The organism is Streptomyces sp. O3, assembly GCF_054788135.1.
The window spans coordinates 17668-39590 of the sequence record NZ_JBTVYK010000057.1; the positions used below are offsets into that span (position 1 = coordinate 17668).

The 21923-nt window shown below is 71.3% G+C and carries 24 protein-coding genes and 5 tRNA genes; 13 read left to right on the forward strand and 16 right to left on the reverse strand.

Translation table 11 applies throughout. The features are described 5' to 3' along the window. Window positions 1-43: 43 nt before the first annotated feature. A complete protein-coding gene (mutM, locus tag ACX6XY_RS24665; RefSeq protein ID WP_460334848.1) occupies window positions 44-913 on the reverse strand; it encodes a bifunctional DNA-formamidopyrimidine glycosylase/DNA-(apurinic or apyrimidinic site) lyase in 870 nt (289 codons plus the stop codon). A gap of 105 nt (window positions 914-1018) precedes the next feature. Beyond that, on the reverse strand, window positions 1019-1204 hold the full coding sequence (gene rpmB, locus ACX6XY_RS24670) for a 50S ribosomal protein L28 (RefSeq protein WP_030195073.1): 186 nt from the start codon (window positions 1202-1204) through the stop codon (window positions 1019-1021). Between the two features lie 230 nt (window positions 1205-1434). Here rpmB and ACX6XY_RS24675 point away from each other — a divergent pair, with 230 nt between their 5' ends. The 8 genes from ACX6XY_RS24675 (at window position 1435) to rnc (ending at window position 9662) form a co-directional block, all read left to right on the forward strand. Further along, on the forward strand, window positions 1435-3186 hold the full coding sequence (locus tag ACX6XY_RS24675) for a DAK2 domain-containing protein (protein WP_460334851.1): 1752 nt from the start codon (window positions 1435-1437) through the stop codon (window positions 3184-3186). 44 nt (window positions 3187-3230) lie between these two features. Further along, window positions 3231-5429, forward strand: a complete 2199-nt coding sequence (gene recG, locus ACX6XY_RS24680; protein ID WP_460334854.1) for an ATP-dependent DNA helicase RecG — start codon at window positions 3231-3233, stop codon at window positions 5427-5429. A gap of 149 nt (window positions 5430-5578) precedes the next feature. Next, window positions 5579-6175, forward strand: coding sequence for a 16S rRNA (guanine(966)-N(2))-methyltransferase RsmD (gene rsmD / locus ACX6XY_RS24685; protein ID WP_460334857.1), 597 nt, complete (start codon window positions 5579-5581; stop codon window positions 6173-6175). Window positions 6176-6201: 26 nt separating this feature from the next. Further along, entirely contained in the window at window positions 6202-6681 is a 480-nt protein-coding gene (gene coaD, locus ACX6XY_RS24690) for a pantetheine-phosphate adenylyltransferase (RefSeq protein ID WP_460334923.1), read from the forward strand. A 75-nt stretch (window positions 6682-6756) separates the two neighbouring features. After that, window positions 6757-7809: an ATP synthase subunit B family protein gene (locus ACX6XY_RS24695; RefSeq protein ID WP_460334860.1), complete on the forward strand. Its 1053-nt coding sequence runs from the start codon at window positions 6757-6759 to the stop codon at window positions 7807-7809. 212 nt (window positions 7810-8021) lie between these two features. Beyond that, a complete protein-coding gene (locus ACX6XY_RS24700; RefSeq protein WP_460334925.1) occupies window positions 8022-8660 on the forward strand; it encodes a YceD family protein in 639 nt (212 codons plus the stop codon). Window positions 8661-8662: 2 nt separating this feature from the next. Next, window positions 8663-8836 carry a 50S ribosomal protein L32 gene (gene rpmF / locus ACX6XY_RS24705; RefSeq protein ID WP_381837144.1) on the forward strand — a complete coding sequence of 58 codons (174 nt, stop codon included), beginning with the start codon at window positions 8663-8665 and terminating at the stop codon, window positions 8834-8836. 7 nt (window positions 8837-8843) lie between these two features. Continuing rightward, window positions 8844-9662, forward strand: a complete 819-nt coding sequence (gene rnc, locus ACX6XY_RS24710) for a ribonuclease III (RefSeq protein ID WP_460334865.1) — start codon at window positions 8844-8846, stop codon at window positions 9660-9662. A gap of 243 nt (window positions 9663-9905) precedes the next feature. On the opposite strand, the gene thiD is transcribed toward rnc, so the two are convergent. Together thiD and ACX6XY_RS24720 are read right to left on the reverse strand one after the other, a co-directional pair. Next, window positions 9906-10706 (reverse strand): bifunctional hydroxymethylpyrimidine kinase/phosphomethylpyrimidine kinase, encoded by an 801-nt coding sequence (gene thiD, locus ACX6XY_RS24715; RefSeq protein WP_460334868.1) that lies wholly within the window; start codon window positions 10704-10706, stop codon window positions 9906-9908. An 11-nt stretch (window positions 10707-10717) separates the two neighbouring features. After that, window positions 10718-11683: a thiamine-phosphate kinase gene (locus ACX6XY_RS24720; RefSeq protein ID WP_460334871.1), complete on the reverse strand. Its 966-nt coding sequence runs from the start codon at window positions 11681-11683 to the stop codon at window positions 10718-10720. A 212-nt stretch (window positions 11684-11895) separates the two neighbouring features. Between ACX6XY_RS24720 and ACX6XY_RS24725 the strand changes: the two genes are divergently transcribed. Further along, window positions 11896-12129, forward strand: coding sequence for an Lrp/AsnC family transcriptional regulator (locus ACX6XY_RS24725; protein ID WP_161694282.1), 234 nt, complete (start codon window positions 11896-11898; stop codon window positions 12127-12129). Window positions 12130-12149: 20 nt separating this feature from the next. Then, window positions 12150-12638: a DUF3515 domain-containing protein gene (locus ACX6XY_RS24730; protein ID WP_460334875.1), complete on the forward strand. Its 489-nt coding sequence runs from the start codon at window positions 12150-12152 to the stop codon at window positions 12636-12638. Between the two features lie 29 nt (window positions 12639-12667). On the opposite strand, the gene ACX6XY_RS24735 is transcribed toward ACX6XY_RS24730, so the two are convergent. The 3 genes from ACX6XY_RS24735 to ACX6XY_RS24745 are packed head-to-tail and all read right to left on the reverse strand — an operon-like array spanning window position 12668 to window position 15670. Beyond that, entirely contained in the window at window positions 12668-13840 is a 1173-nt protein-coding gene (locus ACX6XY_RS24735; RefSeq protein ID WP_460334878.1) for a D-alanine--D-alanine ligase family protein, read from the reverse strand. A 34-nt stretch (window positions 13841-13874) separates the two neighbouring features. Then, a complete protein-coding gene (locus ACX6XY_RS24740; protein WP_460334881.1) occupies window positions 13875-14885 on the reverse strand; it encodes an NAD(P)H-dependent glycerol-3-phosphate dehydrogenase in 1011 nt (336 codons plus the stop codon). After that, window positions 14882-15670, reverse strand: coding sequence for a lysophospholipid acyltransferase family protein (locus ACX6XY_RS24745; RefSeq protein ID WP_460334884.1), 789 nt, complete (start codon window positions 15668-15670; stop codon window positions 14882-14884). Before ACX6XY_RS24745 ends, ACX6XY_RS24740 begins: the two co-directional genes overlap by 4 nt. 179 nt (window positions 15671-15849) lie before the next feature. On the opposite strand from ACX6XY_RS24745, the gene cofC reads away from it, so the two are divergent. Together cofC and ACX6XY_RS24755 are read left to right on the forward strand one after the other, a co-directional pair. Continuing rightward, complete coding sequence (gene cofC / locus ACX6XY_RS24750; RefSeq protein WP_460334887.1) at window positions 15850-16527, forward strand: 2-phospho-L-lactate guanylyltransferase; 678 nt, start codon at window positions 15850-15852, stop codon at window positions 16525-16527. A gap of 10 nt (window positions 16528-16537) precedes the next feature. Further along, entirely contained in the window at window positions 16538-16783 is a 246-nt protein-coding gene (locus tag ACX6XY_RS24755; protein ID WP_460334890.1) for a hypothetical protein, read from the forward strand. A gap of 96 nt (window positions 16784-16879) precedes the next feature. On the opposite strand, the gene ACX6XY_RS24760 is transcribed toward ACX6XY_RS24755, so the two are convergent. The 4 genes from ACX6XY_RS24760 to leuC all read right to left on the reverse strand — a co-directional run bounded on the left by ACX6XY_RS24760 (window position 16880) and on the right by leuC (window position 20241). Beyond that, window positions 16880-17521 carry an HU family DNA-binding protein gene (locus tag ACX6XY_RS24760; RefSeq protein WP_460334893.1) on the reverse strand — a complete coding sequence of 214 codons (642 nt, stop codon included), beginning with the start codon at window positions 17519-17521 and terminating at the stop codon, window positions 16880-16882. Between the two features lie 125 nt (window positions 17522-17646). Next, a complete protein-coding gene (locus tag ACX6XY_RS24765; RefSeq protein ID WP_460334896.1) occupies window positions 17647-17892 on the reverse strand; it encodes an SCO5555 family protein in 246 nt (81 codons plus the stop codon). Between the two features lie 319 nt (window positions 17893-18211). Then, window positions 18212-18805, reverse strand: coding sequence for a 3-isopropylmalate dehydratase small subunit (gene leuD / locus ACX6XY_RS24770; RefSeq protein ID WP_460334930.1), 594 nt, complete (start codon window positions 18803-18805; stop codon window positions 18212-18214). Between the two features lie 8 nt (window positions 18806-18813). After that, complete coding sequence (gene leuC, locus ACX6XY_RS24775; RefSeq protein ID WP_460334899.1) at window positions 18814-20241, reverse strand: 3-isopropylmalate dehydratase large subunit; 1428 nt, start codon at window positions 20239-20241, stop codon at window positions 18814-18816. 185 nt (window positions 20242-20426) lie between these two features. Between leuC and ndgR the strand changes: the two genes are divergently transcribed. Then, a complete protein-coding gene (ndgR, locus tag ACX6XY_RS24780) occupies window positions 20427-21143 on the forward strand; it encodes an IclR family transcriptional regulator NdgR (protein WP_460334902.1) in 717 nt (238 codons plus the stop codon). 224 nt (window positions 21144-21367) lie between these two features. Here the strand turns inward: ndgR and ACX6XY_RS24785 are convergent. From ACX6XY_RS24785 to ACX6XY_RS24805, 5 genes are all read right to left on the reverse strand, one after another. Beyond that, a tRNA-Glu gene (locus ACX6XY_RS24785) sits at window positions 21368-21440 on the reverse strand. A gap of 46 nt (window positions 21441-21486) precedes the next feature. Next, window positions 21487-21558 (reverse strand) — tRNA-Gln (locus tag ACX6XY_RS24790). Window positions 21559-21576: 18 nt separating this feature from the next. Further along, window positions 21577-21649: transfer RNA gene (locus ACX6XY_RS24795), tRNA-Glu, on the reverse strand. A gap of 85 nt (window positions 21650-21734) precedes the next feature. Continuing rightward, window positions 21735-21807, reverse strand: a tRNA-Glu gene (locus ACX6XY_RS24800). A gap of 21 nt (window positions 21808-21828) precedes the next feature. After that, window positions 21829-21900, reverse strand: a tRNA-Gln gene (locus tag ACX6XY_RS24805). Window positions 21901-21923 lie beyond the last annotated feature (23 nt).

Genomic DNA, 21923 nt, shown 5'->3' on the forward strand with positions numbered 1-21923 from the left:
AGGCGGGGCAGACCCGGCCTGACCGCCCTACCACCTGACCGCCTTACCGCGGGGCGCGCGGCGGGCGTTGGCAGCGCGGGCAGTAGTAGCTGGAGCGGTTCATCCACGGGCGGCGGCGCATCGCGGTGCCGCAGCGGCGGCAGGGCTCGTCCTCGCGCCCGTAGGCGTCCAGGGAGCGCTCGAAGTACCCGGATTCGCCGTTCACGTTGACGTAGAGGCTGTCGAAGCTGGTGCCGCCGACGGCGAGCGCCTCCCGCATCACCTCCCGGACGTGGCGCAGAAGCTCCGCGCTCTTGGGGCGTGTGAGGGTGGCCGTGGCGCGCTCGTAGTGCAGCCTGGCGCGCCACAGCGCCTCGTCCGCGTAGATGTTGCCGACCCCGCTGATCAGGGTCTGGTCCAGCAGAGCGCGCTTGACCGTCGTACGGCGACGGCGCAGGGCCGTGTGGAAGGCGGCGTCGTCGAACCGCGGATCGAGCGGGTCGCGCGCGATGTGCGCGATGGCGTCCGGGAGGCCGACGGTGCTGTCAGCGGCGGTCTCGTGGAGCGAGAGCCCGCCGAAGGTGCGCTGGTCGACGAAGCGCAGCTCGGTGCCGAGGTCGTCGTCGAAGCCGACCCTGATCCGCAGGTGCCGCTCGTCCGCCGCGTCCGTCGGCTGGACCAGGAGCTGACCGCTCATGCCGAGGTGAGCGAGCACGGAGTACGAGGCGTCCGCGAGCGGCAGCCACAGGTACTTGCCGCGGCGCTGGGCGGGGCCGACGCGGTGCCCGGTGAGACGGGCCGCGAAGTCCGCGCCGCCCGCCGGGTGCCGGCGTACGGCACGCGGGTGCAGCACCCGGACGTCGGCGACGGTCCGTCCGCTCACCCAGCGTTCCAGTCCGCGGCGTACGACCTCGACCTCGGGCAGCTCGGGCACGGGGCTTCTCCTCGGGAGCGGGGTGCGGAGATACAGAACAACCGGCCCACCCAGGGGTGGACCGGTTGTTCGGCAACCAGCTAGGTGGCCGCGCTTAGCGTTGCGTCAGCGCGAGACCTTGCCGGCCTTGATGCACGAGGTGCAGGCGTTGAGCCGCTTCGGCGTCCCACCGACCACGGCACGCACGCGCTGGATGTTCGGGTTCCAGCGACGGGGCGTACGGCGGTGCGAGTGCGAGATGTTGTTGCCGAAGCCCGGCCCCTTGCCGCAGACGTCGCAGTTGGCAGCCACGGGACACTCCAAAGACTTCAGATGCACTTACGGTTAAACCCGGCATGCCGGGTTCAGTGATCTGAAGTGGCGGTGCCAGGGGATGGCCCGATATCGATCGGGCAACCGGAGCAGCATACAACGACCGCTTCGGTAGAACGAAACTACCATGGCCGCTCCGCCCCCCGCTCCGGGCGTCCTGCCCGCCGCGCACTACCCTGCGGAACGAAACCGCAGCTAGGAGGCAATAGGTGCCGCAGTCGCTCGACGCCGTGGTGGTGCGCACCTGGTGCGGTCTGGCGCTGGACGCGCTGGGGCGGGCCCGCGAGGAGATCGACGCGATCAACGTCTATCCGGTCGCGGACTCGGACACCGGCACGAACCTCTATCTGACGGTGGAGTCGGCGGCCCAGGCGGTGGAGGCGGTGTTCACCGGGCACGAGGCGGCCGGGTCCGCCGCGGGGCCTTCGGCGGCGGAGGCGATGCGCGCGATGGCCCACGGGGCGCTGATCGGGGCGCGCGGCAACTCGGGCACGATCCTGGCGCAGCTGCTCCGCGGCATGGCCCAGGCGGTGGACTCCGAAGACACCGCGGACGCCGAGGGTGCGGCGGCGCACCGTGCCGGGTCGCTGCCCCGCTCGGGCGGTGACCTGCTCAGGCTCGCGCTGCGGCGGGCCGCGGACGCCGGCTACCAGGCGGTCGCGCATCCCGTCGAGGGGACCGTCCTGACCGTGGCCGCCGCCGCCGCCGACGCCGCCGGGGCCGCCGCGGGCAGCTGCGCGACGACCGCGCGTGCGGCGTACGACGGTGCGTGCGCGGCGCTGGCACGGACTGAGGGGCAGCTGGCCGCGCTGGAGCGGGCGGGTGTCGTGGACGCGGGCGGCCAGGGTCTGGTGGCCGTGCTCGGGGCCCTGGTCGAGGCGCTGTCGGGCCAGGCTCCGCCCGAGTCCGTAGGGCGGATACGCGGCCACGCGCGCGTGGCGCCCGGTGCGCCCGCGGAGGGCACGGCCGGGGACGCCGCCGACGCCGCGGGGGCGCACCCGGCGGAGTGCGCGGCCGACGCGCCCCCCGAGGGCGGCGGGCCCGCCTTCGAGGTGATCTATCTGCTGGAGGCCGACGACCCGGCCGTGGCCCGGCTGCGCGACCGGCTGGACGCGCTGGGCGACTCACTGGTCGTGGTCGGCGGCGACGGGCTGTGGAACGTCCACGTGCACGTCGACGACGCGGGCGCCGCCGTCGAGGCGGGCGTCGAGGCCGGGCGGCCGTACCGCATCAGGATCACGCACTTCGGGGCGCGGGACGCGCACAGCGCGGGCTTCACGCCACGGCCGCGCGAGCGGGCGCGGCGCGCGGTCGTCGCCGTGGTGCCGGGGGAAGGGCTGGCCGGACTGTACGCGGAGGCCGGGGCCACCACCGTGCTCGCGCGCCCCGGCGAGCCGCCCGCCAGCGGTGAACTCGCCGACGCCGTCCGCCGCGCCCACGCACGCGAGGTGGTGCTGCTGCCCAACGACGGGGACCTGCGGCACACCGCGGCCGCCGCCGCGGAGCAGGCTCGCGCGGACGGTGTGCGGGTCGCGCTGATCCCGACCCGCTCCGCCGTGCAGGGCATCGCGGCGCTCGCCGTGCACGAGCCGGACCGCCGCTTCGACGAGGACGTCGTCGCGATGACCTCCGCCGCCGGTGCGACGCGCTACGCGGAACTGGCCGTCGCCGAACGGCAGTCCTGGACCATGGCCGGGATCTGCCAGGCCGGTGACGTCCTGGGGCTCATCGAGGGCGATGTCGCCGTGATCGGCGCGGACCTCGCGGACACCGCCGTCACCGTGCTCGACCGGATGCTCGCGGCGGGCGGCGAGATGGTGACGCTGGTGCTCGGCGACGAGGTTCCGGACGCGGTCACGGCACGGCTTGAGGATCATGTGCGCGAGGTCCATCTCGCGGTGGACACAGTGGCGTATCGCGGCGGGCGTCAGTCCGCGCTGCTGCTCATCGGCGTGGAGTGACCGTTTTCCCCAGGTACCGGTGACTGTCAGTGCCGTGGTGTCCAATGGATGGCGTGCCCGCGCTGGAAGAACCACTGAAGAAGACGCTCGGCCCCGCCACCGCGAAGGTGATGGCCGAGCACCTCGACCTGCACACCGTCGGTGACCTGCTGCACCACTACCCGCGGCGGTACGCGGAGCGCGGCGAACTGACCCGCCTCGCCGCACTGCCGCTGGACGAGCATGTGACCGTGGTCGCCCAGGTCGCCAGCGCACGGGTGCTGAAGTTCAACGGCGGTCGCGGCCAGCGCCTGGAGGTCGTGATCACGGACGGCAGCGGTCAGCTGCAGCTCGTCTTCTTCGGCCGGGGCATCCACAAACCGCACAAGGATCTGCTGCCCGGCACCCGCGCGATGTTCGCGGGCAAGGTGTCCTCCTTCAACCGCAAGCTCCAGCTCGCCCATCCCGCGTACGAGCTGCTGCGCGGCGGAGACGGCGCGGAGAGCGGAGACGCGGCGGCGGTCGGCTCCTGGGCCGGTGCGCTGATCCCGATCTACCCGGCCACCGCCAAGCTGGAGTCCTGGAAGATCGCCAAGGCGGTGGACGCGGTGCTGCCCAGCGCCCAGGAGGCCGTCGACCCGCTGCCGTCGGCGCTCCGCGACGGCCGGGGGCTGGTTCCGCTCCCCGAGGCTCTGCTGAAAATCCACCGGCCCCACACCAAGGCCGACATCGCGGACGCCAGAGCCCGCCTGAAGTGGGACGAGGCGTTCGTGCTGCAAGTGGCGCTGGCCCGGCGCCGGTTCGCGGAGACCCAGCTGCCCGCCGTGGCGCGCGCGGCCCGGCGAGACGGCGTGCTGGACGCCTTCGACGCCAAGCTGCCCTTCACCCTCACCGACGGCCAGCGGAAGGTATCCCGCGAGATCTTCGACGACCTCGCCACCGAGCATCCGATGCACCGGCTGCTCCAGGGCGAGGTCGGTTCCGGCAAAACCCTGGTGGCGCTGCGTGCGATGCTCACGGTGGTGGACGCGGGCGGCCAGGCCGCGATGCTCGCGCCCACCGAGGTGCTCGCCCAGCAGCACCACCGCTCGATCGTGGAGATGATGGGCGAGCTGGCCGAGGGGGGCATGCTGGGCGGGGCCGAGCAGGCCACCAAGGTGGTGCTGCTGACCGGCTCGATGGGGGCCGCCGCCCGCCGTCAGGCGCTGCTTGACCTGGTCACCGGTGAGGCCGGGATCGTCATCGGCACGCACGCGCTGATCGAGGACAAGGTCCAGTTCCACGACCTGGGCCTGGTCGTCGTCGACGAACAGCACCGCTTCGGGGTGGAACAGCGCGACGCGCTGCGCTCGAAGGGCAAGCAGCCTCCGCACCTGCTGGTCATGACGGCGACCCCGATCCCGCGCACCGTGGCCATGACGGTCTTCGGCGACCTGGAGACCTCGGTCCTGGACCAGCTGCCCGCGGGCCGCTCACCGATCGCCAGCCATGTCGTACCGGTCCAGGACAAGCCGCACTTCCTGGCGCGCGCCTGGGAGCGGGTACGCGAGGAGGTAGGCAAGGGGCACCAGGCGTATGTGGTGTGCCCGCGGATCGGTGACGGCGACGAGGAGCCGAAGAAGAAGTCCGCCGAGGACGAGGCCGAGAAGCGTCCCCCGCTGGCTGTGCTGGAGGTGGCCGAGCAGCTCGCCCAGGGGCCGCTGGCGGGGCTGCGGGTCGAGGTGCTGCACGGCAGGATGCCGCCCGAGGACAAGGACGCGGTGATGCGCCGGTTCGCCGTGGGCGAGGTCGACGTGCTGGTGGCGACGACGGTCATCGAGGTCGGGGTGAACGTCCCCAACGCCACCGCGATGGTGATCATGGACGCGGACCGGTTCGGGGTGTCCCAGCTGCACCAGCTGCGCGGCCGGGTCGGCCGCGGCGCGGCCCCTGGCCTGTGTCTGCTGGTCAGCGAGATGCCGGAGGCCAGCCCGGCGCGGGCCAGGCTCGGCGCGGTGGCCGCGACGCTGGACGGCTTCGAGCTGTCCCGTATCGACCTCGAACAGCGCCGTGAGGGCGATGTGCTGGGCCAGGCGCAGTCCGGCGTCCGGTCCTCGCTGCGGGTGCTCGCGGTCATCGAGGACGAGGAGGTGATCGCCCAGGCGCGCGCGGAGGCGATGGCGCTCGTCGCCGACGACCCGAGCCTTGAGCGGTACCCGGAGCTGCGCACGGCGCTGGACGCGCTCCTCGACAAGGACCGGGAGGACTACCTGGAGAAGGGCTGACACCGGTCGCGAACCGCCCGCCCCGCGGGACCGCCCGCCCCGTCGGAGCGGCCAGGGCCGTCGGAACCGGCCAAGACCGATCGGCGCGTACGCCATATCGTGGGGTGACCACCGCACCACCGCACCACCGAGCCGAACGAAGGACGCAGATGACCCGCGTGATCGCCGGACGCGCCGGCGGGCGCCGCCTGTCCGTACCGCCGGGCACCGGCACCCGCCCCACCTCCGACCGCGCGCGCGAGGGCCTGTTCTCCACTTGGCAGTCGCTGCTCGGCGGCCCACTGGACGGCGAGCGGGTGCTCGACCTGTACGCCGGTTCGGGCGCTGTCGGCCTGGAGGCGCTGTCCCGTGGCGCGGGCCACGCCCTGCTGGTCGAGGCGGACGCCCGCGCGGTCCGCACGATCCGCGAGAACGTCCGCTCGCTCGGTCTGCCCGGCGCCGAGGTCCGGGCCGCCAAGGCGGCCCAGATCGTCGCGACCCCGGCCGTCGGCGGCCCGTACGACCTGGTCTTCCTCGATCCTCCCTACGCCGTGACCGATGACGATCTTCGGGAGATCCTGCTCACACTCCGCACTCAGGGGTGGCTAGCCGACGCGGCGCTCGTCACCGTGGAACGCAGCACCAGAGGCGGCGAGTTCCGCTGGCCGGACGGCTTCGCACCACTCAGGTCCCGTCGCTACGGCGAGGGCACATTTTGGTACGGTCACGCCGCCTCTACCTGCGAAGACGCAGAAACCGCAGCATGACAGCACCGGAGAGCGAGGAACCTCAGTTGCGCCGCGCCGTCTGCCCGGGGTCATACGACCCCGTCACCAATGGACACCTCGACATCATCTCGCGCGCGTCCAAGCTCTACGACGTGGTGCATGTGGTGGTGATGATCAACCAGTCCAAGAAGGGCCTGTTCACGGTCGACGAGCGGATCGATCTGCTCCGCCAGGTCACCGCGGACTACGGCAACGTCGAGGTCGAGCCGTTCCACGGCCTGCTGGTCGACTACTGCAAGCAGCGCGACATCCCGGCCATCGTCAAGGGCCTGCGCGCGGTCAGCGACTTCGACTACGAGCTGCAGATGGCCCAGATGAACAACGGCCTCTCGGGCGTCGAGACCTTGTTCGTCCCGACCAATCCCACCTACAGCTTCCTCTCCTCGTCACTGGTGAAGGAGGTCGCGGCCTGGGGCGGCGACGTCTCGCACCTGGTGCCGCCCCAGGTCCTCGCGGCCCTCACCGAGCGCCTGACGCAAGGCTGACCCACGGCGTGCCGCGTGGGACTAAAGTCACCTTGTCCGGCTCCAGGTAACCAGGCAGAGAGTGGCGAGCGCCCCGTGGACGTGCAGAGGAAGCTCGACGACATCGTCGAGACGGTCAAGAGCGCCAAGTCCATGCCCATGTCGGCCTCCTGCGTGGTCAACCGCGCCGAGCTGCTGTCGCTGCTCGAAGAGGTGCGGCAGGCGCTGCCCGGCTCCCTCGCGCAGGCCAGAGAGGTCATCGGCGGCCGGGAGCAGCTGGTGGAGCAGGCCCGCCAGGAGGCCGAGCGGATCATCGAGACGGCCCGCGCCGAGCGCGGCTCGCTGATCTCCGACACCGAAGTCGCCCGGCAGTCCCTGGACGAGGGCGAGCGCATCCTGGCCCAGTCCCGCAAAGAGGCCGAGGAGATCCGCGCCGAGGCCGACGACTACGTCGACTCCAAGCTGGCGAACTTCGAGGTCGTCCTCACCAAGACGCTCGGCTCGGTCGGCCGCGGCCGCGAGAAGCTCCTGGGCACCGGCCAGGGCCTGACCGATCAGGGTTACGAGGACCCGGACTTCGCCGAGGCGCCGGAACGCAGCCACGACCCGGAGACGCTGCGGCAACGGGCCGACGCCTACGTGGACGCCAAGCTCGGCGCGTTCGAGGCGGTGCTGGCCAAGACCCTGGAGGCGGTCGGCCGGGGCCGCCAGACCCTGCACGGCCGGATCGCCGTCGACGGCCTGGCCGAGCGGCCCGCCGACGCGCTCGCCCAGGAGCACACCAGCGACGCCGACTATCTGGCCGACCTCGCCGAGCCGACCGCGCCCGCCCCCACGGCGCAGGCCCAGCCGCCGTACGCGCCACAGCAGGACACGTACGGCTATCAGCGGCAGGACCCCTCCGCGTACCAGCGGCAACAGCACCACCACCAGCAGCAGTACGAGCAGTACGAGCAGTACGAGCAGCAGCCGGACCCCTACGCCTACCCGCAGCAGGGCCCCTACGGCGAGCAGCAGGCCGTTTACGGCTACCCGCAGCCGAGCCACGCCCCGGCCGCCGCGCTCGACGAGGCCAGCCTCTTCGACACGAGCATGATCAGCGCGGACCAGCTGCGCCAGTACGAGCAGGACCACCGCCAGACCCCTTGATCCCGGTCCGCGATCCCGGCCCCGCCGGACACCGGTCCCCGTCCGCCAGGCACCGGATTGGGCCGACGGCGAAAGGTCCAGTATCCTGGCTCTTCGGTCGCGCATACGCCCGCGATCACGGCTGCCCGCTCACCGCGAGGACTCCCTGAGGCCTCATCCGAGCATGAGGTCGGCCGCTTCTCGACTTACATGATCCGAAAGCAGGAAACGCCCTGAGCACGCATCTCGACCACCGCAACCCCCTCGTGTTCGACACACACGAGCTGGGCCGGCGGCCTGGTGCGCTCCAGCGGCTGACCCGCACCGTCCAGGCCCCCAAGGACTTCGGTCTCCAGGGGGTCATCGGGACGCCGGAAGGCGAGCCCGTGGAGCTTGAGCTGCGGCTTGAGTCGGTCATGGAAGGGGTGCTTGTCACAGGCACCGCCCGTGCACGGGTCGAGGGGGAGTGCGTAAGGTGTCTGGAGCCGCTCGAGCGAGAGCTCGTCGCGGACTTCCAGGAGATGTTCTCGTACCCTGACGCCGATGACCGGGGCCGCAGCAAGCAGGCGGAGCCGGGCGACGACGCCGAGGACGAGGACATGACCCCCCTCGAGGACGGCATGTTCGACCTCGAGCCCGTGCTGCGTGATGCGGTGGTGCTCGCACTGCCGATGCAGCCGGTGTGCCAGGACGACTGTCCGGGCCTGTGCTCCCAGTGCGGAGCGCGGCTCGCGGACGACCCGGACCACCACCATGACGCCGTCGACATCCGTTGGGCGGCACTGCAGGGACTCGCCGGTTCGCTCCGGGACGGCGAGAAGGACGAGAAGAGCGGCGCCGAAGCGGGCGTCGACGAAGAGCAGGAGAAGTAGCCGTGGCTGTTCCGAAGCGGAAGATGTCGCGCAGCAACACGCGCCACCGCCGGTCGCAGTGGAAGGCTGCGGTCCCCACCCTGGTTTCGTGTGAGCGGTGCCAGGAGCCCAAGCAGCAGCACATCGCGTGCCCCGCTTGCGGCACCTACAACAAGCGCCAGGTCCTCGAGGTCTGAGCGGCTGGTGAGAGGCACGATGTCTGAACCGTCGAACGCTGGAAAGCAGGCGGACAACACGGCCTCGTCCCACACGCTTCTGGAAGGGCGGCTCGGGTACCACCTCGAGTCCGCCCTTCTGGTGCGTGCGCTGACCCATCGTTCGTACGCGTACGAGAACGGCGGTCTGCCCACCAACGAGCGGCTGGAGTTCCTCGGGGACTCGGTGCTCGGCCTGGTGGTCACGGACACGCTGTACCGCGCCCACCCCGACCTGCCCGAAGGCCAGCTGGCCAAGCTGCGGGCCGCGGTGGTCAACTCGCGTGCGCTGGCGGAGGTGGGCCGCGGGCTCGACCTTGGCGCCTTCGTCCGGCTCGGCCGGGGCGAAGAGGGCACGGGCGGCAGGGACAAGGCGTCCATCCTCGCCGACACCCTTGAAGCGGTGATCGGCGCGGTCTATCTCGACCAGGGTCTCGACGCGGCCTCCGAACTGGTGCATCGCCTCTTCGATCCGCTGATCGAGAAGTCGTCGAGCCTGGGAGCGGGCCTGGACTGGAAGACCAGTCTCCAGGAGCTCACCGCGACCGAGGGGCTCGGGGTTCCTGAGTACCTGGTCACGGAGACCGGTCCGGACCACGAGAAGACCTTCACCGCTGCCGCCCGCGTCGGGGGCGTCTCGTACGGCACCGGCACCGGCCGCAGTAAGAAGGAAGCGGAGCAACAGGCCGCGGAGTCCGCGTGGCGGGCGATCCGTGCCGCGGCGGATGAGCGAGCGGAGTCCACGGTGGGCGCCGCCGGGGCTGAGGGGGCGGACGCCGACACCGCCTCCGACCCGGCGAGCGCCTGACCGGCTCGCCGCCGCATGGCCTCGAAGGCCCGCCCGGTATCCACCGGGCGGGCCTTCTCGCGCGCTGGCGCACGTGCACCGCTCAGCGCCCACCGCGCACGCGCGCGGCTCAGCGCCCTCCACTGAGAGTGCACGGCATGCCATGAGTCGGCTGCGGCACCGTCGTGGCTGGTCGCGCCCACGCGGCGAAGCCGCGAACCGACACAGCCCCGCGCCCCTTCGGGGCGCCCCCGGCCCGGCCTCTCACGCGTCCCGGAAGCGCCAGCCGTGGTCCACCGGGCCGATCCCCGCGCCGAGCGCGAACCCGGCGGCGATCGCCCCGGTGACGTACTCCTTGGCCGCCCTGGCCGCCTCCGGGACCGGCAGCCCCTTGGCCAGGCCCGCGGCGATCGCGCTGGCCAGGGTGCAGCCCGTGCCGTGGGTGTGGCGGTTGTCGTGGCGGGGCGCGCGCAGCCAGTGCTCTTCGGAGCCGTCGGTGAGCAGGTCCACCGCGTCGCCCGCCAGGTGGCCGCCCTTGATCAGCGCCCAGCGCGGCCCGTACCCGAGCAGCGCCTCGGCCGCGCGTCGCAGATCGGCTTCCGTCTCGACCCGTACGCCGGTGAGCTGGGCGACCTCGTCCAGATTCGGCGTCGCCACGGTCGCGGCGGGCAGCAGCGCGGTCCGTACGGAATCGAGGGCGGACACGGCCAGCAGCGAGTCTCCGTGCTTGGAGACGCCCACCGGGTCAACCACCGTCGGCGCGTCCGTCCCGGCGAGCAACTCCGCGACGGTCTCGACCAGTTCGGCCGACGCCAGCATCCCGGTCTTGACCGCGTGCACCCCGATGTCGTCCACGACGCTCCGGTACTGGGCGCGTACCGCCGCCACCGGCAGCTCCCACGCGCCTTGCACACCAAGGGAGTTCTGGGCGGTCACGGCGGTGAGCACACTCATGCCGTGGGCGCCGAGAGCCAGCAGGGTCTTCAAGTCGGCCTGGATGCCCGCGCCTCCGCCGGAGTCGGAGCCGGCGACGGTGAGGACCAGGGGCGGAGCCATGTGGGTCATGCCGGGCCTCCTCAGTCCTCGATCTCGCCGAAGTGGTCCCAGCCGCTCTTGCTGGTCCACGGCGCCCCGTCCACGGTCACCTGCGGGAGCGCCGAGGGGTGCAGCACCTCGCCGATCACCTTCCAGCGGGCGGGCAGCTTCACATCCGGCGGGAAGGTCGCCACGATCGCGTGGTCCTCTCCCCCGGTGAGCACCCACTGCATCGGGTCGACGCCGACGGCCTGCCCGATGTCGTTCATCTGCGAGGGCACGTCGATGCTGCCGGACTTCACGTCGATCCGGACCTTGCTGGCCTCGGCGATATGCCCGAGGTCGGCGATCAGGCCGTCGCTGACGTCCGCCATCGCGCTCGCGCCGAGCCCGGCGGCCGCGGGTCCCGCGTGGTACGGCGGCTCCGGCCTGCGGTGCGCCTCCACGAAGGCGCGCGGCGAGCGGAAGCCCCGCGAGAGCACCGCGTGCCCCGCGGCCGACCAGCCCAGCCAGCCGGTGTACGCGACGACATCGCCCGGCTTGGCGCCCGCGCGGGTCACCGGGTCGTGGTTGCGCAGATCGCCGAGCGCGGTGATCGACACGGTGATGGTGTCCCCGCGTACGACGTCGCCGCCGACCACGGCGGCGCCCGCGACCTGGCACTCGTCGCGCAGCCCGTCCATCAGCTCGGTGGCCCAGGTGACCGGCAGGTCGGCCGGGACCACCAGGCCGAGCAGCAGGGCGGTCGGCACGGCGCCCATCGCGGCGATGTCCGCGAGGTTCTGCGCGGCCGCCTTGCGCCCCACGTCGTACGCCGTGGACCAGTCGCGGCGGAAGTGCCGTCCTTCGAGCAGGATGTCCGTGCTGGCCACCACCCTGCGGTCGGGTGCGGCCACCACCGCCGCGTCGTCGCCGGGGCCGATGCGTACCGCCGGAGTGGTGGTGAGCCGGGAGGTGAGCTCCCTGATCAGCCCGAACTCCCCGAGTTCGCCGACGGTGCCCTTCATTGGTGTACCCCTTCTGCGCCAGTCCGCTTGCGGTCGCGGGCCGCTGTGGCCACGGGTACCGTCAACAGATACGTCGATTTCGTCAACTGCGGTTGTCCACACGCCATAATGTCCACGCCACAGGCCCCGTGGGTCTCCCCGCGACGCGCGGCGACGCGATACCGTGGCGTCTCTTTCCCCCACATGATCCTCGTGGCCGCCCTGGAGGTTCCGTGGTACAGGCGTACATCCTTATTCAGACCGAGGTGGGCAAGGCGTCCGTGGTCGCCGAGCTCATCGGCAAGATTCCCGGAGTGATCCAGGCCGAGGACGTGACCGGACCCTACGACGTCATCGTGCGCGCCCAGGCCGACACGGTCGATGAACTCGGCCGGATGGTGGTCGCCAAGGTCCAGCAAGTGGACGGCATCACTCGTACTCTGACCTGCCCGGTCGTGCACTTGTAACCCCCGTCTACGCTTGGCCGGTGAAGATTTCCGTGTCCCGGCTCGGCCTGCCGCTGTCCGCCCTCGGCGTGCTGGTCGCCGCCGTGGGCTGCGCGCCGTCGGACGGCCGGGCGTCGGCCGTGGTTCCCTCCCCTGACGCGCGGGCCGCCGCGGCCTGCCGGAGCCTGCACGGCGAGCTGCCGGGGCGGCTGGACGGGCTCGACCGGGCGGACCCCACACCGCGCTCGGAGCTGACCGCGGCCTGGGGAGGCTCGGCGATCATACTGCGCTGTGGTGTCCCGCGCCCCGACCGGATGAACGATCCGGAGGCGGACGGCGCCACCGTGAACGGCGTCGGCTGGCTGGTGGAGCGGCTGAGCGACGGGGCGGTCCGCGTCACCAGCGCGCTGCGCACGGCGTATGTCGAGGTCACGCTCGACGAGAAGCGGGCCGAGGACAGTGGCCTCGGCCCGCTCACGGGTCTCGCGGAGCCCATCAAGAAGACGGTGCCGGAGGGAATCGCGGGCTGACCCCCGCGCGGCTCGCTACTCGGGGCTCCCTAGCGCAGCCCGGTGGGGCGGCGCAGGGCGGCCTGGATCAGGCGGTCCACCAGCTCCGCGTAGCCGACGCCGCTCTCCTGCCACATCCGCGGGTACATCGAGATCGGCGTGAAGCCCGGCATGGTGTTGATCTCGTTGATCACGAACTGGCCGTCCTCGGTGAGGAAGAAGTCCGCGCGGACGAGTCCCTCGCAGGCCGCGGCCTCGAAGGCCTCCACGGCGAGCCGCTGAACATCGGCGGTCTGCTCGTCGGTGAGCGGCGCGGGCACGATCCCGGACGCCGAGTCGATGTACTTGGCCTCGAAGTCGTAGAAGTCGTGGTCGGAGACCGGCGGGATCTCGGCCGGCAGGCTGGCCCGCGGCCCGTCCTCGAACTCCAGGACGCCGCACTCGATCTCGCGGCCCCGCAGCAGCGCCTCGACCAGGATCTTCGGGTCGTGCCGCTGGGCCTCCTCGATCGCCTCGTCGAGGCCGTCGAAGGACTCGACCTTGGTGATGCCGATCGAGGAACCGGCCCGCGCGGGCTTCACGAAGAGCGGCCAGCCGTGCTCACCGGCAAACTCGACGATCTTCTTACGGGCCAGGTCGCGGTCCTCGGCCCACTCGCGGGGACGGATCACCACGTACGGGCCGACCCGCAGCCCGAAGGAGGTGAACACCCGCTTCATGTACTCCTTGTCCTGGCCGACCGCGGAGGCCAGCACGCCCGAGCCGACGTACGGCGTCCCGGACAGCTCCAGGAGGCCCTGGAGGGTGCCGTCCTCGCCGTACGGGCCGTGCAGGACGGGGAAGACGACGTCGACCTCGCCGAGCGCCTTGGGCACCGAGCCCGGCGCGGCGTACACCACCTCGCGGTTGCCGGGGTCGACGGGCAGCACCACGCCGCCTTCGGCGGACTCGGCGAGCCGGTCCACGTCCGGCAGCTCGCGGTCGGTGATGGCCATCCGCTCGGGGTCGTCGGCGGTCAGGGCCCAGCGGCCGTCGCCGGTGATGCCGATCGGCAGGACGTCGTACTTCGTGCGGTCGATGGCCCGCATGACGGCGCCGGCCGTGACGACCGAGATGCCGTGCTCGGAGCTGCGGCCGCCGAACACGACGGCCACACGCGGCTTCCTGGGCTCTCCTCCGGGAGAGGAGGGGACCGGGCTCTGGGGGGAGGTCTCGCTGCTCATATCGGGTCGAGCGTACCCGCTGGTGGGACGAGAGTCAGCGGCGCTCGGGCTTGGCGCTGCGGGACATCAGCTCCTTGAGCGCGACCACCGGCGGTTTGCCCTCGTGCACGATGTCCACGACCGTCTCGGTGATGGGCATGTCGACGCCGTGGCGGCGGCCCAGCTCCCGTACGGACTCACAGGACTTGACGCCTTCGGCGGTCTGCTTGGTGACCGCGATGGTCTCCTGAAGGGTCATGCCCTTGCCGAGGTTGGTGCCGAAGGTGTGGTTGCGCGACAGCGGCGACGAGCAGGTGGCCACCAGGTCGCCGAGACCCGCGAGGCCGGAGAAGGTCAGCGGGTCGGCGCCCATGGCGAGGCCGAGCCGGGTGGTCTCGGCGAGGCCGCGGGTGATCAGCGAGCCCTTGGTGTTGTCGCCGAGGCCCATGCCGTCGGCGATGCCCACGGCGAGGCCGATGACGTTCTTGACGGCGCCGCCGAGTTCGCAGCCCACCACGTCGGTGTTGGTGTACGGGCGGAAGTACGGGGTGTGGCAGGCGGCCTGGAGGCGCTGGGCGACGGCCTCGTCGCGGCAGGCGACCACGGCGGCGGCGGGCTGCCGGGCGGCGATCTCGCGGGCCAGGTTGGGCCCGGTGACCACGGCGACCCGCTCGGGGGCGGCCTTGGTGACGTCCTCGATGACCTCGCTCATCCGCATCGCGGAGCCCAGTTCGACGCCCTTCATCAGGGAGACCAGGACGGTGTCGGGCGCCAGCAGCGGCGCCCAGGCGGCCAGGTTGCCGCGCAGCGTCTGCGAGGGCACGGCGAGCACCGTGAAGTCCGCGCCGCGGGCGGCTTCGGCGGGGTCCGTGGTCGCCCGCATCCGCTCCGGGAGTTCGACGCCCGGCAGATAGTCGGGGTTCTGCCGGGTGGAGTTGACGGCGTCGACCAGCTCCGCGCGGCGGCCCCACAGGGTCACCTCGCAGCCCGCGTCGGCGAGCACCATGCCGAAGGCCGTACCCCAGGAACCTGTGCCGAAGACGGCTGCCTGCACGGGCCGTGTCACTTCTCGTCCTCCAAGGACTTCTCAGCGGGCTTCGCGGACTTCGCGGACTTCGCGGACTTGCGCCGCTGTTCGATGCGCGCCTGGCGCGGGTCGTAGGGCAGGGGCGGGGCCTTCTCGCCGCGGATCTCCTCCAGCTGCGCGGTGACGGCGGCCATGATGACCTCGGTCGCCTCCTTGAGGACCTCCGGGGTCGGCTCCTGGTCGTAGAAGCGCGAGAGGTCGACCGGCGCCCCGGCCCGCACCCGGAAGGTCTTGCGCGGGAAGAGCCGGAACTTCTTCTCTTTGGCGTACGGCGGCATCGCCTCGTGCGCGCCCCACTGGGCCACCGGCACGACGGGGCACTTGGTGCGCAGCGCGACCCGTGCGACGCCGGTCTTGGCGGACATCGGCCACAGTTCGGGGTCGCGGGTGAGGGTGCCCTCGGGGTAGAAGGCGACGCACTCGCCGCGGTCGATGGCGTCGAGTGCGGCGCGGAAGGAGTCCAGCGCGTTGACGCTCTCGCGGTAGACCGGGATCTGGCCCGTACCGCGCATCATCGTGCCGACGAAACCGCCCTTGAAAAGGCCGTCTTTCGCCAGGAATCGCGGGACGCGTCCGGTGTTGTACTGGAAGTGCGCGTATGCGAGCGGGTCGAGATACGAGTTGTGATTGACCGCGGTGATAAATCCGCCGTCGGCCGGAATGTGTTCCATTCCCCGCCAGTCCCGCTTGAACAGAACCACCAGCGGCGGTTTTGCGATCACCGCTGCCAGGCGGTACCAGAAGCCGATTCTGCGGCGGGACACTCGGACACCTTCCTCTACGGGCCTACTGCGCTGGTGCGCCGCACAAGTGTCGCCCCAGCCCCTCCGTCTGTCGAGAACGTCAGAGGGAACAAGGAGAACACGGTACGCCTGTCGATCTCTCCGCGCTCCCCCGCGTTCCCCTCACACTCCCCACCGCGTTCCCCGCGCGGCAGGCGAGAATGGGCCCGATGCGCACCCATGCCGATCACCGGGCCGCGGCCCTCGCGTGGACCCTGGTGATACCCCTGAAGCCCTTGATCCGGGCCAAGAGCAGGCTCGCGGACACCGCCGACGACGCCCTGCGCCCCGCGCTGGCGCTCGCCTTCGCCCAGGACACCGTGGCCGCGGCGGCGGCCTGCGCGGTCGTACGGGATGTGGTGGTCGTCACGGACGACGCGCGCGCCGGGGACGCGCTGGCGGCGCTCGGCGCCGGGATCGTGCGGGACGAGCCCGCCGGGGGGCTGAACGCGGCGCTGGCGCACGGGGCGCGGAGCGCGCGGGCCCGGCGGCCGGGGGCGGCCGTCGCGGCCCTGAACGCCGATCTGCCCGCGCTGCGGCCCGCGGACCTGCGCCGCGTCCTGGACGCGGCGGGCGCGTTCGACCGGGCCTTTCTCCCGGACGCCGCGGGGATCGGCACGACCCTGCTGACCGCCGCGCCCGGCGTGGAGTTGCGGCCCGCTTTCGGCGGGGCGTCACGGGTCCGGCATCTGGTGTCCGGGGCGGCGGAGCTGCTGACGCCGGATGTGGCGTCCGTGCGCCAGGACGTGGACACCGGGGCCGACCTGGCCGTGGCCCGCCGCCTGGGCCTGGGTCCGCACACCTCGCGGGCCATGCTCGCGCCGCGCCCCGCCCGGTAGGCTTCGGGGCATGCAGGCGACCGCGTACACCTTCGACTCCGAGACCCGGTGCGGCAGTGTGCTGCTCGACGACGGCACTCCGGTGCCGTTCGACGCCGCGGCCTTCGACGCGGGCGGGCTGTTGCTGCTGCGGGTCGGACAGCGGGTCCGTATCGAGGTCGCCGAGGGCGACGAGAGCGGCTCGGACAAGACCGGCGAGGGCGCGGAGGCGGGCGGGAGTCCGCGGATCACGCTAGTGACGCTTCAGACGCTCTGACGCGGTCGCGTCCGGCCGCTGAACGCACGCGGGCCGGGCTCCCCGGAGGGAGTCCGGCCCGGCGCGTGAGTAGTCCCCGGTAAGCCCTGGGGCCGCCTACTTCTTCCTGGCGGTGGCCTTCTTGGCGGTGGTCTTGCGCGCCGTGGACTTCTTCGCGGGCGCCTTCTTCGCGGTGGCCTTCTTGGCGGGGGCGGTCTTCTTGGCCGTCGCCTTCTTGGCCGGAGCCGCCTTCTTGGCGGTCGTCTTCTTCGCGGTGGCCTTCTTCGCCGTCGTCGCCTTGGCGGCGGTCTTCTTGGCCGTGGTCTTCTTCGCGGCGGTCTTCTTGGCCGTCGCCTTCTTGGCCGGAGCCGCCTTCTTGGCGGTGGCCTTCTTCGCCGCGGCCTTCTTGACGGTGGTCTTCGTACCGCCCGTAAGGCTGCCCTTGGGCGCCTTCTTGACCGCGACGTCGTTCTTCGGGAGCTTCTTCGAGCCGCTCACCAGGTCCTTGAAGCCCTGTCCGGCGCGGAAGCGGGGCACCGAGGTCTTCTTGACCCGGACGCGCTCGCCGGTCTGCGGGTTGCGGGCGTACCGGGCCGGCCGGTCGACCTTCTCGAACGAGCCGAAGCCGGTGACCGAGACCCGGTCCCCGGCGACGACCGCACGAACGATGGCGTCGAGTACGGCGTCGACCGCGTCGGCGGCCTGCTGACGCCCGCCAAGCTTGTCGGCAATCGCTTCTACGAGCTGCGCCTTGTTCACGTCTTCCCCTTCGGAGACATTGCCCGAACGTATCTGTTCAAGCCTTTTCGCACGTTAGGCAGATGTATACCGCAAATCAAACACGAAACGGGCTAATCACCCTTGTGCCGCAACGGACTCGGCCGTCACTCAGTTCCACCGGCGGAGGGATCTTCGGGAAAACGACCCTCGTCGATGTCCTTCATCAACCGGTCAAGGCGCCTTGCGGCGTCAGGGAGATCGTGTTTGGCCGCGGCCGTTACGACCAGCAGCTTCCGGGTCAGCGCCATCCGTACGCCCTCCGGGACTTGCAGTGCGCGCACGGCGGCGTGCGCTTCTTTCAGCCGGTCCGCGACGAGGCCGTAGAGCTCGAGTTGGCTGTCGCGGTCCATGCACCGATTGTGCCATCTGAGTCGAGTTGTCGCCCCACGAGGCCTCAGCGCGCCGCCCAAATGGGGCGATCGGGCCACCCGGCGCGGGTAAGTCACCCCGGAGCGGCGGCGCGTGCCGGGTGGCTGAAAATCGCCCAACTCATCGTAGGCCAGGACTCGTTGCCGGGCATCGGGTCGGGCGGAAAACGACGAACCGCGGTCTGCGTGCAGACCGCGGTTCGGATGGATCAGTCGGGTAACTCAGGTGGTTCGGATGGCCCAAGCGGGTCGCGGGCGACGGCTCGGGCGGGTGCGGGGTCAGGCCCGCGGGGTACGGGGGTCAGGCCCGCAGGGTGCTCGGTTTGAACGCCGGGCGCGACGCCTCGTAGGCCTCGATGTCGCTCTCGTTCCGCAGCGTGATGCTGATGTCGTCAAGGCCGTTCAGCAGCCGCCACCGGGCGTTCTCGTCCAGCTCGAAGTCGGCGGTGACGCCCGCGGCCCGTACCTGCCGGTCCTGGAGGTCGACGGTGATCTCGGCGGCCGGGTCGGCCTCGGCGAGCTCCCACAGCCGGTCCACGGTCTCCTGCGGCAGAACCACGGTCAGCAGGCCGTTCTTCAGCGAGTTGCCGCGGAAGATGTCAGCGAACCGCGAGGAGATGACGGCCTTGAAGCCGTAGTTCTGCAGCGCCCAGACGGCGTGCTCACGGGACGACCCGGTGCCGAAGTCGGGGCCCGCCACCAGGACCGTGGCCCCTTTGCGCTCGGGGCGGTTGAGCACGAACTCCGGATCCTTGCGCCAGGCCTCGAAGAGTCCGTCCTCGAAGCCGTCGCGGGTGACCTTCTTCAGCCAGTGCGCCGGGATGATCTGGTCGGTGTCGACGTTCGAGCGGCGCAGCGGGACGGCCCGCCCGGTGTGCGTGGTGAATGCTTCCATGGCCATGGTTATCGGGCTCCGGCGGTCGCGGGGGTGTCGGACAGGTCGGCCGGCGACGCCAGGTGGCCCAGGACCGCGGTGGCGGCGGCGACCTGGGGCGAGACCAGGTGGGTGCGGCCGCCCTTGCCCTGCCTGCCTTCGAAGTTGCGGTTGGAGGTGGAGGCGGAGCGCTCACCGGGCGCCAGCTGGTCGGGGTTCATGCCCAGGCACATCGAGCAGCCCGCGTGCCGCCATTCGGCCCCCGCCGAGGTGAAGACCTTGTCCAGGCCCTCCTCTACGGCCTGCAAGGCGACCCGGACCGAGCCGGGCACCACCAGCATCCGTACGCCGTCGGCGACTTTACGGCCGTCGACGAGCGCGGCGGCGGCCCGCAGGTCCTCGATGCGGCCGTTGGTGCAGGAGCCGACGAAGACGGTGTCGACCTTGATGTCCCGCAGCGGCTGACCGGCTTCCAGGCCCATGTACTCCAGGGCCTTCTCGGCCGCCAGTCGCTCCGAAGCGTCTTCGTACGAAGCCGGGTCGGGGACGGACGAGGAGAGCGGAGCGCCCTGGCCGGGGTTGGTGCCCCAGGTGACGAACGGCGCGAGTTCGGCGGCGTCGATGACGACCTCGGCGTCGAAGACGGCGTCGTCGTCGGTCTTCAGGGTCTTCCAGTAGGCGACCGCGGCATCGAAGTCCGCGCCCTCGGGGGCGTGCGGGCGGCCCTTGAGGTACGCGAAGGCAGTCTCGTCGGGCGCGATCATGCCCGCGCGGGCGCCGGCCTCGATCGACATGTTGCAGATGGTCATCCGGGCTTCCATCGAGAGCTTCTCGATGGCGGAGCCGCGGTATTCGAGGATGTAGCCCTGGCCGCCGCCGGTGCCGATCTTCGCGATGACGGCCAGGATCAGGTCCTTGGCGGTGACGTCGTCGGCCAGCTCGCCCTCGACCGTGACGGCCATGGTCTTGGGGCGGGCCATCGGCAGCGTCTGAGTGGCCAGCACATGCTCGACCTGCGAGGTGCCGATGCCGAACGCCAGCGCGCCGAACGCGCCGTGCGTCGAGGTGTGCGAGTCGCCGCAGACCACGGTGGTGCCGGGCTGGGTCAGGCCCAGCTGCGGTCCCACCACGTGGACGACGCCCTGCTCCACGTCGCCGAGCGGGTGCAGTCGTACGCCGAACTCCGCGCAGTTCTTGCGCAGGGTCTCCAGCTGGGCGCGGGACACCGGGTCCGCGATCGGCTTGTCGATGTCGAGGGTCGGGGTGTTGTGATCCTCGGTGGCGATGGTCAGGTCCAGCCGCCGCACCTGGCGTCCGGCCTGCCGCAGCCCGTCGAAGGCCTGGGGGCTGGTGACCTCGTGCAGCAGGTGCAGATCGATGAAGAGAAGGTCGGGCTCGCCCTCCGCGCGCCGGACGACGTGGTCGTCCCAGACCTTTTCCGCGAGTGTCCTACCCATCGCTTTCCCTTCGGCCGACGTGATGCCTCGGCCCCGCTAGAGAGGTGATCATCGGCGCCCGTGCCCCTCGTACCGGGCAGGTGCGACGCCTGGCCCGTTGGTTTGCGGGCGCTGTCCGTACAGGGTGGCAAGATCACCGGAAAATTGAACTTGCGTTTCACAGAGTGAGACGTGAATATCGTTGCATGGACAACTCTAGCGGCGTCGGCGTTCTCGACAAGGCAGCCCTTGTCTTGAGCGCCCTGGAGTCCGGTCCCGCCACCCTCGCCGGGTTGGTGTCGGCCACCGGACTCGCTCGACCCACGGCACATCGCCTCGCCGTGGCACTTGAACACCACCGGATGGTGGCGCGGGACATGCAGGGCCGGTTCATCCTCGGCCCCCGGCTGGCCGAGCTGGCCGCCGCGGCGGGCGAGGACCGCCTGCTGGCGACCGCGGGCCCGGTGCTGACCCATCTCCGTGACGTGACCGGCGAGAGCGCGCAGCTCTACCGCCGCCAAGGCGACATGCGCATCTGCGTCGCCGCGGCGGAGCGCCTGTCCGGACTGCGGGACACCGTGCCGGTCGGCTCCACGCTGACCATGAAGGCCGGTTCGTCGGCGCAGATCCTGATGGCCTGGGAGGAGCCGGAGCGGCTGCACCGCGGTCTCCAGGGCGCCCGCTTCACGGCCACCGCGCTGTCCGGCGTACGGCGCCGGGGCTGGGCGCAGTCGATCGGTGAGCGGGAGCCGGGGGTGGCCTCGGTCTCGGCGCCGGTGCGCGGGCCGTCGAACCGCGTGGTCGCCGCCGTCTCGGTGTCCGGGCCGATCGAGCGGCTGACCCGGCATCCGGGCCGGATGCACGCGCAGGCCATCATCGACGCCGCGGGCAGGCTCTCCGAGGCCCTGCGCCGCACCGGCTGACCCGTACCTACCGGCTGACCATCCGTACCACCGCACACCGGAGCCCGCCTCAACGCCGCGGCGGGACCGTCGGGCGCCCTGCCCGTCCACAGGGCGCAGCAACTCGCCAGATCCGATCCGCAGTTGCCCGGAGCGGCGGCCCAACCGCCGCTCCGGGCAAGGAAACAGGGAACAGGTAACAGCGAAGAGGCCCTCCCCATGCGGGAAGGGCCTCTTCGGATGCGTACCCCCGACCGGATTCGAACCGGCGCTACCGCCTTGAGAGGGCGGCGTGCTAGGCCGCTACACAACGGGGGCTTGTCTGCACTTGTCTTGCCGTACTGCTTGTGTTGCTTGTACTGCGCTGGCCTACCAGGACTCGAACCTAGACTAACTGAACCAGAATCAGTCGTGCTGCCAATTACACCATAGGCCACTGGTATAGACCAGTGAGTACCCCCGACCGGATTTGAACCGGCGCTACCGCCTTGAGAGGGCGGCGTGCTAGGCCGCTACACAACGGGGGCCCTAGCGATCCCCGCCCGACAGGAGCCGGACGGATGTCACCGCGGCACACCGGGAGCGACCCAGGTGATCCGCAGGATGGATCTGTACCCCCGACCGGATTTGAACCGGCGCTACTGCCTTGAGAGGGCAGCGTGCTAGGCCGCTACACAACGGGGGCTTTGCAGATGAGCTCTGCGAGCTGGCCTACCAGGACTCGAACCTAGACTAACTGAACCAGAATCAGTCGTGCTGCCAATTACACCATAGGCCACCAAAACGCAACCCCCGGAGGAG

Excerpts from the sequence above, each read along its gene's own strand:
- ACX6XY_RS24765 (WP_460334896.1), bottom strand. The coding sequence starts at position 17,892 with ATGGACCGCGACAGCCAACTCGAGCTCTACGGCCTCGTCGCGGACCGG.
- ACX6XY_RS24735 (WP_460334878.1), bottom strand. The coding sequence starts at position 13,840 with ATGAGCAGCGAGACCTCCCCCCAGAGCCCGGTCCCCTCCTCTCCCGGA.
- ACX6XY_RS24755 (WP_460334890.1), top strand. The coding sequence starts at position 16,538 with ATGCAGGCGACCGCGTACACCTTCGACTCCGAGACCCGGTGCGGCAGT.
- leuC (WP_460334899.1), bottom strand. The coding sequence starts at position 20,241 with ATGGGTAGGACACTCGCGGAAAAGGTCTGGGACGACCACGTCGTCCGG.
- rsmD (WP_460334857.1), top strand. The coding sequence starts at position 5,579 with ATGACCCGCGTGATCGCCGGACGCGCCGGCGGGCGCCGCCTGTCCGTA.
- cofC (WP_460334887.1), top strand. The coding sequence starts at position 15,850 with ATGGGCCCGATGCGCACCCATGCCGATCACCGGGCCGCGGCCCTCGCG.
- ACX6XY_RS24720 (WP_460334871.1), bottom strand. The coding sequence starts at position 11,683 with ATGAAGGGCACCGTCGGCGAACTCGGGGAGTTCGGGCTGATCAGGGAG.
- recG (WP_460334854.1), top strand. The coding sequence starts at position 3,231 with ATGGATGGCGTGCCCGCGCTGGAAGAACCACTGAAGAAGACGCTCGGC.
- thiD (WP_460334868.1), bottom strand. The coding sequence starts at position 10,706 with ATGACCCACATGGCTCCGCCCCTGGTCCTCACCGTCGCCGGCTCCGAC.
- leuD (WP_460334930.1), bottom strand. The coding sequence starts at position 18,805 with ATGGAAGCATTCACCACGCACACCGGGCGGGCCGTCCCGCTGCGCCGC.
- ndgR (WP_460334902.1), top strand. The coding sequence starts at position 20,427 with ATGGACAACTCTAGCGGCGTCGGCGTTCTCGACAAGGCAGCCCTTGTC.